The sequence below is a fragment of the Streptomyces boluensis genome (genome assembly GCF_009908195.1).
GTDB lineage: Bacteria > Actinomycetota > Actinomycetes > Streptomycetales > Streptomycetaceae > Streptomyces > Streptomyces boluensis.
This window is the reverse complement of the sequence record NZ_JAAAHS010000255.1, coordinates 1-11,249: the sequence shown is the minus strand read 5'-3', so window position 1 is coordinate 11,249 and position 11,249 is coordinate 1. Positions and strand designations below refer to the sequence as shown.

Here is an 11,249-nt window from a genome sequence, read left to right as displayed (position 1 = left end):
GGGCACGGTCGTCGTAGAGTTCGGGCCGTGGGATCTCTGCGCGATCCGATCGGGCCGCTTCCCTCCTCCATCTACTGGCGCCGGAGGGCAGTTCTGCTGTCCGTGGTCGCGGTGCTCGCGCTGCTCGCCATGTGGGCCGTCACGGTCGGCGGCGGCAGCGGCACCCACGGTTCCGGAACGCCCGACGGCAAGGGCCCCGCGCCCTCGATCACTCCCGGACCCTCCGGTTCCGGCCCGGCGATCAGCGAACAGCCGGGCGGACGCGACGAGTCGGGCGAAGGCGACGGCAGCGGTACGGGGCCGGGTTCGGGTGACGGCTCCGGGGACGGTACGGGCGACGGCTCGGGTTCCGGTTCAGGTTCCGGTGAAGGCGGCGACGGCACGGCCGGCAGCGGCGGTTCCTCCGGCACGCGACTGCCCGCCGGTTCCGGACTGCCCAACTGCACCTCGTCCAGCGTCCGGTGGGAGCTGCGCAGCGTCCGCAACTCCTACGAGCCGGGCGAGAAGCCCAAGTTCGAGCTGATCGCCGAGAACACCTCGGGTGCCGCCTGCAAGCTCGACCTCGGCCCGAAGGAAGCGGTGGTGACGATCAGCCGGGCCGACGCGGACGACGTGCTGTGGTCGTCCGCCGACTGCCCCGGCGGCACCGGCAGCCTGCTGCTCCGGGTGCCCGCGGGCAAGACGGTCACCCAGGCCGTCGACTGGAACCGCGAGCCGAGCGAGAAGCAGTGCGCCACCCCGCGCCCCGGATCGGCCGAGCCCGGTACGTACTTGGCGGAGGCCAAGGCGGCGGGACTGCCGCCGGTGCAGGCGTCGTTCGTGCTCAAGTCGGACTGAGCGGCAGGCCGGATTGAGCGGCAGGTCGGACCGAGCCCCGAGCCGCACTGATCAGCCGCGGCCCGTGATCGCCGTCTAGACGTACCGCTCCAGGATCGACGACTCCGCAAGCCGGGACAGGCCCTCGCGGACGCTGCGGGCGCGGGCCTCGCCCACGCCGTCGACCGTCTGCAGGTCGTCGACGCTCGCGGCGAGCAGCTTCTGCAGGCCGCCGAAGTGCTCCACAAGGCGGTCGATGATCGCGCCGGGCAGCCGCGGCACCTTGGCGAGCAGCCGGAAGCCGCGCGGCGAGACCGCCGAGTCCAGCGTCTCGGGCGAGCCGCTGTACCCCAACGCCCGCGCCACGATGGGCAGTTCGAGGAGCTCGGTGTGGGTCAGTTCGTTCAGCTCGTGCAGCGCTTCCTCGACGGTGCGGGAGCGCTTGGCGGTCGGCGCCGGTACGTAGTCCCGCACGACGAGTTCGCGCTCCGGCTCCACGCCCGCGATCAACTCCTCGAGCTGCAGGGCGAGAAGGCGGCCGTCGGTGCCCAGCTCCACCACGTACTCGGCGATCTCGGTGGCGATGCGGCGGACCATTTCGAGGCGCTGCGCGACCGCGGTCACGTCGCGGACCGTCACCAGGTCCTCGATCTCGAGCGCGGAGAGCGTGCCCGCGACCTCGTCCAGGCGCAGCTTGTACCGCTCCAGGGTGGCCAGGGCCTGGTTGGCGCGGGACAGGATCGCCGCCGAGTCCTCCAGGACGCGGCGCTGCCCGTCGACGTACAGCGCGATCAGGCGCATCGACTGGGAGACCGAGACGACCGGGAAGCCGACCTGCTTGCTGACCCGGTCCGCGGTGCGGTGCCGGGTGCCGGTCTCCTCGGTGGGGATCATCGGGTCCGGCACGAGCTGGACGCCGGCCCGCAGGATCTTCGAGAGGTCCGACGACACCACGATGCCGCCGTCGAGCTTGCACAGCTCGCGCAGTCGGGTCGCGGTGAACTCCACGTCCAGGACGAACCCGCCGGTGCACATCACCTCGACCGTCTTGTCCGAGCCGAGCACGATGAGTCCACCGGTGTTGCCGCGGAGGATGCGTTCGAGGCCGTCGCGCAGCGCCGTGCCGGGCGCGACCGCGCTCAGCGAGGCACGCATCATGCCCGTCGCACCGTCGCCGGAGCCCCCACCCGACTTGCCGGGAGCTGCCGCCCGGTCATTGGCTGCCACTGCACTCCTCCGGTCGCGATTGTCCTTGCCCTGGCGTGTACGGAACCTCTGCGAGATGCCGTACAGCCCCTGCTCGTACGGCCCCTGGTTCGTACGGATGGGCGAGACCGGGTCAAAGTCTACCGGCGGTCCTCGGCCTCCCGTGGGGCCTCTCTGCGACGGGACCTCGGCAGTACCCGGAGAGCATCCCCCATGTCGGCGACTTCGGTGACCTTCATGCCGGCGGGGACCTTGCCCGGATCGCTCGGCACGAGCGCGTGCGCGAAGCCCAGACGGTGTGCCTCGGCCAGTCTGCGCTGCACCCCGGTGACCCGTCTGACCTCGCCCGCGAGGCCGACCTCGCCGATCGCTACCAGGTTCTTCGGCAGGGGGGTGTCGCTGGCGGCGCTGGCCAGGGCGAGCGCCACGGCCAGGTCGGCGGCGGGCTCGGAGAGCTTCACACCGCCGACCGTCGCGCTGTAGATGTCCCGCTTGCCCAGGGCGGTGATACGACCGCGCTGTTCGAGTACGGCGAGCATCATCGAGACGCGGGAGGTCTCCAGGCCCGATGTGGTGCGCCGGGGCGAGGGGATCTGGGAGTCGACCGTCAGCGCCTGCACCTCGGCCACCAGCGGGCGGCGGCCTTCGAGGGTGACGGTCAGACAGGTGCCGGGGACGGCCTCCGCGCGGCGGGTGAGGAACAGGCCGCTGGGGTCGGCGAGTCCGGTGATGCCCTCGTCGTGCAGCTCGAAGCAGCCGACCTCGTCCGTCGCCCCGTACCGGTTCTTGACGCCGCGGACCAGGCGCAGGCGCGCGTGCCGGTCGCCCTCGAAGGAGAGCACCACGTCGACCAGGTGCTCCAGGAGGCGGGGGCCGGCGATGGCGCCGTCCTTGGTGACGTGGCCCACCAGGAGCGTGGACATGCCGCGCTCCTTGGAGGCGCGGATCAGGGCGCCCGCGACCTCGCGCACCTGGGCCATGCCGCCGGGGGCGCCGTCGATCTCCGGCGAGGCGATCGTCTGCACCGAGTCGAGGATCAGGAGCGAGGGCTTCACCGCGTCCAAGTGCCCGAGCACGGCGGACAGATCGGTCTCGGCGGCCAGGTACAGGTGGTCGCTCAGGGCGTTGATGCGGTCGGCGCGAAGCCGGACCTGGCTCGCGGACTCCTCGCCCGTCACATAGAGGGTGCGGTGGTCGTCGCTCGCCGCCTTCGCCGCGACGTCGAGCAGCAGCGTGGACTTGCCGACGCCGGGCTCGCCCGCGAGCAGCACCACGGCGCCGGGGACGAGGCCGCCGCCGAGCACCCGGTCCAGCTCGTCGACCCCGGTGGAGCGGGCCGTGGCCTGGCGGCCGTCGACCTGGCCGATGGGCAGCGCGGAGGAGGTGACGCGGCCGGGTGCGGTGGTGCGGACCGCGGGCGCGCCGTACTCCTCGACCGTCCCCCAGGCCTGGCACTCGGGGCAGCGGCCGAGCCACTTGGCCGTCTGCCAGCCGCACTCCGTGCAGCGGTACGACGGACGGTCCTTGGTGGATTTCGTACGGGCAGCCATGTGGGAACCGTAGCGGGGACCACTGACAGCGGGGCCCACGGGCTGGTCGGCGCCTGTTCGGCGCCCGGTGGACGCCTGGTGGGCGCCGTTTCGCGAGGTGGCGCGGGGGCCGTGCCGCCGGGTGTGCTTCTTTGCGCCCCTGCCCGGCGACTCCGCCACCGGCACCACGGAATGCGGGGTTCCTGTCCCCTTTCGAGGGATCTGTTCACCCGTAAGGATTAAAGGTGCCGAAGGGGGCGGACCGTGCCGGTATGGGGCCCTAGCGTCACACGCGTGACGACAAGGAGCCCGGAGCATCCCACGCAGACCACCGGCGCACACCGGGCGCACCGTCGTGCGCCCAGGACGCCCCCGCAGGAGCCGTCCGGTCGCTACGAGCCTTATCTGGACGGCCTGTTCACCTACTGCCTGTCCGTGCTCTGCGACCACGACGCCGCGACCGCGGCGCTCGGCGATGTCCTCGCGCTCGCCGAGAAGCGGTCGTCCCGCGCCCCCGAGAAGGCCGCCGACCGCCGCGCCTGGCTGTACGCGCTCGCGCGTTGGTCCTGTCTGCGCCGCCTCGCCGAGGCCAAGCGCAGGCGGCAGGGCGCGCATGTGGCGGGCCGTACCGCGCCCGGCGGCGGCGCCGTGAAGACAGCCGCCGCCGAGGAGCCGGACGGCGAGCGCCAGCGTCAACTGGCCCTGCTCGCCTGGCCGGAGGCGGCCGGCACCACGCCCGAGCAGCGCGAGGCCCTGGAGCTCGCCGTGCGTCACGGCCTGTCCGCAGGCGAGGTCGCCGCCGTGCTCGGCCTGGAGGCCGACGCCGCGCGGGAGTTGCTCGCGGCCGCCGCCTGCGAGGTGGAGCGCACCCGGGCCGCCCTCGCCGTGGTCGAGACCGGCACCTGTCCGAGCGTGGCCCGGCTCACCGGCGACAACCAGGTGTTCCTCGGCGCCGCGCTCCGCCGCGAGCTGGTCCGGCACGTCGACGACTGCCCGCGCTGCCGTCGTACCGCCGAGCGGGCCGGGGCCGCCGCCTGGCCGGGGACCGCCGCCGCGCCCGTGGCACCCGGCGCGCTGCCCGTGGTCCCGGCGCCGCGCTCCGCTGTACCCGGCGCGATGGCGCAGGCGCCACGCGCGCGTGCGCACGTGCCGCGGTTCGACCGGCGCGGCTTCCCGATGGACCCCAAGGACCACGCGGCCCGCCGCGACCGGATCAGGGCGCGCGCCGTCACGACGACGGTGGTGGCCACGGTGGTCGCCGCCCCGGTGCTCGCCCTGTGGGCGGCGTACCGAGGGGCGCCGCTGACCGGAGAGGGCCAGGACGGGAGCTCGGTCTCCGCGAGCGAGGCGGGCGATCCGGGCCTCGACGGCGACGGCACCCAGGACCACTACGAGAACGCGGGCAACGCCCGCAGCGAACCCGACTCCCGCTTCACGGTGGGCAGTCGGTCGCCCGATGTGTCGGTCGAGGTGATCAGCCCGGGAGACGCGCCCACGCGCACGGGCGTAGGGCCCGGAAGGCTCACGGTCGACGCGCAGCCCAGCGGCGGTTCGACCCTCATCACGCTGACCGCGTCCGGCGGTTCACCGGTGCGGTGGTCGGCGTACGAGGGCGCGTCGTGGCTGTGGCTGAGCCGGACGTCCGGAGAGCTGCGGCCCGGTGAGTCGACGACGGTCCGGGTGTACGTCGACGAGTCCAGGGAGCCCGCGGGCGCCTGGCACGCGCGCGTGCGCATCGGCCCCGGCGACTCGGTCGTGGTGATCGACGGCCGCGGCGCGGGTTCCCCTTCGCCCAGCGACCCGGGGCGGCCCACCTCGCCGAGCCCCACCGATCCCTCGCCGACCGATCCCACCCCGACGGACCCGACGCCGACGGATCCCTCGCCGACCGATCCCTCGCCCACGGACCCGTCCCCGACGGATCCCTCGCCGACCGAACCCTCGCCCACGGACCCGTCACCCACGGAGCCGACGCCGACCCCGACCGATACGGGCAGCCCGAGCCCGCTCGGCTGAGTGGAGCGAGCCGAGCCCGGTCGGGCCCTCAGCAGTTCAGGCCGGGTCAGCTGAGTCAGCTGGGTTCAGACCGGGTCCGCGGGGTGCGGGGCGACGAGCGGCAGTTGGGAGGCGAGGCGCTGCTCGCACAGCTCCGTGAGCCGGTCGTACCCCTCCTTGCCCATCAGCTCGATCAGCTCCGGGCGGTACGTCACGTACACCGGATCGCCCGCGCCGTGCGCCGACGTGGCCGAGGTGCACCACCAGTGCAGGTCATGGCCGCCGGGACCCCAGCCCCGCCGGTCGTACTCCCCGATGGAGATCTGCAGGACCCGGGTGTCGTCGGGCCGGTCGATCCACTCGTACGTACGGCGGACCGGCAGCTGCCAGCAGACGTCCGGCTTCGTCTCCAGCGGTTCGCGGCCCTCGCGCAGCGCCAGGATGTGCAGCGAGCAGCCCGCGCCGCCCGGGAAGCCGGGACGGTTCTGGAAGACGCAGGAGCCTTCGTAGCGCCGGGTCTGCCGGTCGCCGTCCTCGTCCTCCTGGATCCAGCCCGTCTCCGTACCGACGTCGTGGTGCTGCCAGATCTCCGGGGTGAGCTTGGCCACATGGCCGGCGACGCGCTTCTCGTCCTCCTCGTCGGAGAAGTGCGCCCCGAGCGTGCAGCAGCCGTCGTCGGCGCGGCCCGCCTGGATGCCCTGGCAGCCGCTGCCGAAGATGCAGCTCCAGCGCGAGGTCAGCCAGGTCAGATCGCAGCGGAAGACCTGCTCGTCGTCGGCGGGATCGGGGAACTCGGCCCAGGCGCGGGCGAAGTCGAGGCCCTGCTCGTCCTCGTCGGGGCGCGGGCGGCGCGCCTCCCCGGCCGCGGCGGTCGTGCCGCTCGGCTCGGTGCCCTTGTTCTGCTTGCCGGACTTCTTGCCGTTCTTCTTCGGCGCCTTGGAAGATTTGTCGGTCTTCGCCTTTTTCGTCTTGGCCACACATCCAGGGTATGCGCGCGGCCCGGCCGTAGTGGACCAGCGGGCCTGCGGGGGGCAGTAGCGTTTTCCGTATGAGACTCGGTGTCCTCGACGTGGGATCGAACACGGTGCATCTGCTGGTGGTGGACGCCCACCCCGGCGCGCGCCCGCTGCCCGCGCACTCGCACAAGGCCGACCTGCGGCTCGCCCAGCTCCTCGACCCGGCCGGAGCGATCGGCCCGCAGGGCGTCGACCGGCTGGTCACTGTCGTACGGGACGCCCTGGAGGCGGCCGAGGACAAGGGCTGCGAGGCCGTGCTGCCCTTCGCGACCTCCGCGGTGCGCGAGGCGAGCAACGCCGACGAGGTGCTGAGCCGCGTCAAGGACGCCACCGGCGTCGAGCTGCAAGTGCTCAGCGGCGAGGAGGAGGCGCGCCTCACGTTCCTCGCCGCCCGCCGCTGGTTCGGCTGGTCCGCCGGGAAGCTGCTCGTCCTCGACATCGGCGGCGGCTCCCTCGAGATCGCGTACGGCATCGACGAGGAGCCCGACGCGGCCGTCTCGCTGCCCCTCGGCGCGGGCCGGCTCACCTCCGGCTGGCTGCCCGACGACCCCGCCGACGCGCAGGACGTGAAGGCGCTGCGCCGGCACGTACGGGCCCAGATCGCCCGTACGGTCGGGGAGTTCAGCCGGTTCGGCAGCCCCGACCATGTGGTCGCCACGTCCAAGACGTTCAAGCAGCTGGCCCGGCTCGCCGGGGCCGCGCGGTCCACGGAGGGGCTCTACGTCCAGCGCGAGCTGAAGCGGAAGTCCCTGGAGGACTGGGTGCCACGGCTCGCCGCGATGACCGTGGCCGAGCGCGGCGAGCTGCCCGGGGTGTCCGAGGGGCGCGCCGCGCAACTGCTCGCGGGGGCGATGGTCGCCGAGGGCGCCATGGACCTCTTCGGCGTCGAGACCCTGGAGATCTGCCCCTGGGCGCTCCGCGAGGGCGTCATCCTGCGCCGCCTCGACCACCTCCCGGAGTCCCCGGACCAGCCGACGGGCACCGTCTCCACGACCTGAGCCGGGCACCGTCTCCACGACCCGAGCCGGGCACCGTTCGACACCTGAGCCCGGAGCGGTCCGCCGGGCCGTGGCCCGTACGCTGTCCCTCGTGGCAGAACCAGTGGTGCGCATCCCGGATGCGAAGGTCGCCCTGTCGACCGCCTCGGTCTATCCGGAGTCGACGGCGACGGCCTTCGAGATCGCCGCGCGCCTCGGGTACGACGGGGTCGAGGTCATGGTGTGGACGGATCCCGTCAGCCAGGACATCGAGGCCCTGCGGCGGCTCTCCGACTACCACGGCATCCCGGTCCTGGCCGTGCACGCGCCCTGCCTGCTGATCACGCAGCGCGTCTGGTCGACCGACCCGTGGGTCAAGCTGCAGCGCGCCCAGGCCGCCGCCGAGAAGCTCGGCGCCTCGACCGTCGTCGTCCACCCGCCGTTCCGCTGGCAGCGGCAGTACGCGCGTGACTTCGTCACCGGCCTGTGGCGGATGGCCGACGAGACGGACGTGCGGTTCGCCGTCGAGAACATGTACCCGTGGCGCTACCGCGACCGCGAGATGCTCGCGTACGCCCCCGAGTGGGACGTCACCAAGGACGACTACCGGCACTTCACCGTCGACCTCTCGCACACCGCGACCGCCCGCACCGAGGCCCTGGAGATGGTCGACCGGATGGGCGACCGGCTCGCCCACATCCACCTCGCCGACGGCAACGGCTCCGCCAAGGACGAGCACCTGGTGCCGGGCCGCGGCACCCAGCCCTGCGCCGAACTGCTCGAACGGCTCGCGCTCGGCGGCTTCGACGGCCATGTCGTGATCGAGGTCAACACCCGCCGCGCGATGTCCAGCGCCGAGCGCGAGGCCGACCTCGCGGAGGCCCTCGCCTTCACCCGGCTGCACCTCGCCTCCGCGCCGGACCGGGCCGCCCAGGGCCGGGCCCCGTCGGAGCGCGCGTGACCGGCGAGGCCCCGCGCCGCCGCGGCCGCCCCTCGCGCACCGAGCGGGAACAGGGCCCCGGCGCCCGGACACGGATCCTGGAGGCGGCCCGCGCCGAGTTCGCCGAACGGGGCTACGACAAGACCTCGGTACGCGGCATCGCCAAGGTCGCCGGGGTCGACGCGGCCCTCGTGCACCACTACTTCGGCAGCAAGGACGAGGTCTTCGCCGCCGCCATCGAGGTCAGCTTCGAGCCCGCGACGGTCATCCCGGCGGTGCTCGCGGAAGGGCCCGAGCGGGTCGGGGAGCGGCTCGCCCGGTACTTCTTCGCGGTGTGGGAGAACCCGGCCACCCGTGCCCCCATGCTCGCCGTGATCCGCTCCGCGGTGACGCACGAGGCGGCGGCGAAGGCGCTGCGCACGTTCGTGCTGCGCCGCCTCCTGGAGCGGGTCGCGGGCGACCTCGACGTGCCGAACCCCAAGTTCCGGGCGGAGCTCGCGGCCTCGCACATGATCGGGATCGCCTTCGCCCGGTACGTGATCAAGGTCGAGCCGCTGGCCTCCGTGGACCAGGAGGAGATCGTCGCCCTGGTCGCGCCGACGCTGCAGCGGTATCTGACGGAGGCGTGAGCTCGACCGGAGGCGTGAGCACGCGCGTACGGCAGCGGCGGGTGCCCGATCCGTGAGCTCGACGGTGGCGCCGGGGCGGGTGCCCGATCCGTGAGCCGCGCGTCCCGCATTCCGGACAGGCTGTCCGGATCTTGGATCTTGGGCGTACTCTCGAAGGCAGTCTGACCCGTAGTGGGTCGCAGGCTGCCCCCTGGTGGGACCCGTAAGTGGGACCCGTAGGTGGGACCCGTAATCAGGACCGGTAGAAGGAGCGAGCGGCGATGCCCGAGCTGAGGTCGCGCACTGTCACCCACGGCCGCAACATGGCGGGCGCCCGCGCCCTTATGCGGGCCTCCGGTGTACCCGGCGCGGACATCGGCCGGAAGCCGATCATCGCCGTCGCCAACTCCTTCACGGAGTTCGTGCCCGGCCACACCCACCTGCAGCCGGTCGGCCGGATCGTCTCCGAGGCGATCAAGGAAGCCGGCGGTATCCCGCGCGAGTTCAACACCATCGCCGTCGACGACGGCATCGCGATGGGCCACGGCGGCATGCTCTACTCCCTGCCGTCCCGCGACCTGATCGCGGACAGCGTGGAGTACATGGTCGAGGCGCACTGCGCCGACGCCCTGATCTGCATCTCCAACTGCGACAAGATCACGCCGGGCATGCTCAACGCCGCCCTGCGCCTGAACATCCCGACGGTCTTCGTCTCCGGCGGCCCCATGGAGTCCGGCCGCGCCACCCTGGTCGACGGCTCGGTCCGCACCCTCGACCTGGTCGACGCCATGTCGGAGGCCGTCAACGACAAGGTCTCCGACGAGGACATGCTCCGTATCGAGGAGAACGCCTGCCCGACCTGCGGCTCCTGTTCCGGCATGTTCACGGCCAACTCGATGAACTGCCTGACCGAGGCGATCGGCCTGTCCCTGCCGGGCAACGGCTCGGTGCTCGCCACGCACACGGCCCGCAAGGACCTGTACGAGCGCGCCGGCCGCACCGTCGTCGAGCTGACCGAGCGGTACTACGGCCAGGACGACGCGAGCGTCCTGCCGCGCAACATCGCCACGTTCAACGCCTTCGAGAACGCCATGGCCCTCGACATCGCCATGGGCGGCTCCACCAACACGATCCTGCACCTGCTCGCCGCCGCGCAGGAGGCCGACGTCCCCTTCGGGCTCGACGCCATCGACGCGGTCTCGCGCCGGGTGCCCTGCCTCGCCAAGGTCGCGCCGAACGTCGCGGGCTCCAAGACGTACTACATGGAGGACGTGCACCGCGCGGGCGGCATCCCCGCCCTGCTCGGCGAGCTGCACCGCGGCGGCCTGCTCAACAAGGACGTGCACTCCGTGCACTCCGACGACCTCGACTCCTGGCTGGAGGAGTGGGACCCGCGCGCGGCCGCGCCGTCCGCCGAGGCCATGGAGCTGTGGCACGCGGCGCCCGGCTGCAAGCGCACCGCCGAGGCCTTCTCGCAGTCCGAGCGCTGGGACTCCCTGGACACGGACGCCGAGGGCGGCTGCATCCGCTCGGTGGCGCACGCGTACTCCAAGGACGGCGGCCTCGCGGTCCTCAAGGGCAACCTGGCGGTCGACGGCTGCGTCGTGAAGACCGCGGGCGTCGACGAGTCGATCTGGACGTTCGAGGGCCCGGCCGTGGTCTGCGAGTCGCAGGAACAGGCCGTCGAGAAGATCCTCACGCAGCAGGTCAAGGAGGGCGACGTCGTCGTCATCCGCTACGAGGGCCCCAAGGGCGGCCCCGGCATGCAGGAGATGCTCTACCCGACCTCGTACTTGAAGGGCCGCGGCCTCGGCAAGTCCTGCGCCCTGATCACCGACGGCCGCTTCTCCGGCGGCACTTCGGGTCTGTCCATCGGCCACGCCTCGCCCGAGGCGGCCTCCGGCGGCACCATCGCCCTGGTCGAGGACGGCGACCGCATCCGTATCGACATCCCCAGCCGGCAGATCGAACTCCTCGTCGACGAGGCCGAGTTGGCCCGTCGTGAGGCGGCGCTCGACGGCGCGTTCGTCCCGAAGGGCCGTGAGCGCAAGGTGTCCGCCGCGCTGCGGGCGTACGCCGCGATGGCGACCAGCGCCGACAAGGGCGCCGTGCGCGACGTCAGCAAGCTGGGCTGAGCCCCACCCGGCTGAGCCCCCACAGCC

9 protein-coding genes are annotated in these 11,249 nt (G+C 72.9%); 6 read left to right on the top strand and 3 right to left on the bottom strand.

Annotated elements, in window-relative coordinates; translation table 11 throughout:
• The first annotated feature begins 27 nt into the window (after positions 1-27).
• Complete coding sequence (locus tag GUY60_RS26185) at positions 28-837, top strand: hypothetical protein (protein WP_161702065.1); 810 nt, start codon at positions 28-30, stop codon at positions 835-837.
• Positions 838-912: 75 nt separating this feature from the next.
• On the opposite strand, the gene disA is transcribed toward GUY60_RS26185, so the two are convergent.
• Positions 913-2,043, bottom strand: coding sequence for a DNA integrity scanning diadenylate cyclase DisA (disA, locus tag GUY60_RS26180; RefSeq protein WP_161702063.1), 1,131 nt, complete (start codon positions 2,041-2,043; stop codon positions 913-915).
• Between the two features lie 119 nt (positions 2,044-2,162).
• Positions 2,163-3,572: a DNA repair protein RadA gene (gene radA, locus GUY60_RS26175; RefSeq protein WP_161702061.1), complete on the bottom strand. Its 1,410-nt coding sequence runs from the start codon at positions 3,570-3,572 to the stop codon at positions 2,163-2,165.
• A 273-nt stretch (positions 3,573-3,845) separates the two neighbouring features.
• Here radA and GUY60_RS26170 point away from each other — a divergent pair, with 273 nt between their 5' ends.
• Complete coding sequence (locus tag GUY60_RS26170; protein WP_161702059.1) at positions 3,846-5,567, top strand: BACON domain-containing protein; 1,722 nt, start codon at positions 3,846-3,848, stop codon at positions 5,565-5,567.
• A 65-nt stretch (positions 5,568-5,632) separates the two neighbouring features.
• On the opposite strand, the gene GUY60_RS26165 is transcribed toward GUY60_RS26170, so the two are convergent.
• Entirely contained in the window at positions 5,633-6,523 is an 891-nt protein-coding gene (locus tag GUY60_RS26165; RefSeq protein WP_161702057.1) for a DUF3109 family protein, read from the bottom strand.
• Between the two features lie 71 nt (positions 6,524-6,594).
• Here GUY60_RS26165 and GUY60_RS26160 point away from each other — a divergent pair, with 71 nt between their 5' ends.
• The 4 genes from GUY60_RS26160 (at position 6,595) to ilvD (ending at position 11,222) form a co-directional block, all read left to right on the top strand.
• On the top strand, positions 6,595-7,560 hold the full coding sequence (locus GUY60_RS26160) for a Ppx/GppA family phosphatase (protein WP_161702055.1): 966 nt from the start codon (positions 6,595-6,597) through the stop codon (positions 7,558-7,560).
• 91 nt (positions 7,561-7,651) lie between these two features.
• Positions 7,652-8,500 (top strand): sugar phosphate isomerase/epimerase family protein, encoded by an 849-nt coding sequence (locus GUY60_RS26155; protein ID WP_161702053.1) that lies wholly within the window; start codon positions 7,652-7,654, stop codon positions 8,498-8,500.
• Positions 8,497-9,108, top strand: a complete 612-nt coding sequence (locus GUY60_RS26150) for a TetR/AcrR family transcriptional regulator (RefSeq protein ID WP_161702051.1) — start codon at positions 8,497-8,499, stop codon at positions 9,106-9,108. The genes GUY60_RS26155 and GUY60_RS26150 overlap by 4 nt, the downstream gene beginning before the upstream one ends.
• A gap of 260 nt (positions 9,109-9,368) precedes the next feature.
• Positions 9,369-11,222, top strand: coding sequence for a dihydroxy-acid dehydratase (gene ilvD, locus GUY60_RS26145; protein WP_161702049.1), 1,854 nt, complete (start codon positions 9,369-9,371; stop codon positions 11,220-11,222).
• The last annotated feature ends 27 nt before the right edge of the window (positions 11,223-11,249 follow it).

Excerpts from the sequence above, each read along its gene's own strand:
- radA (WP_161702061.1), bottom strand. The coding sequence starts at position 3,572 with ATGGCTGCCCGTACGAAATCCACCAAGGACCGTCCGTCGTACCGCTGC.
- GUY60_RS26160 (WP_161702055.1), top strand. The coding sequence starts at position 6,595 with ATGAGACTCGGTGTCCTCGACGTGGGATCGAACACGGTGCATCTGCTG.
- ilvD (WP_161702049.1), top strand. The coding sequence starts at position 9,369 with ATGCCCGAGCTGAGGTCGCGCACTGTCACCCACGGCCGCAACATGGCG.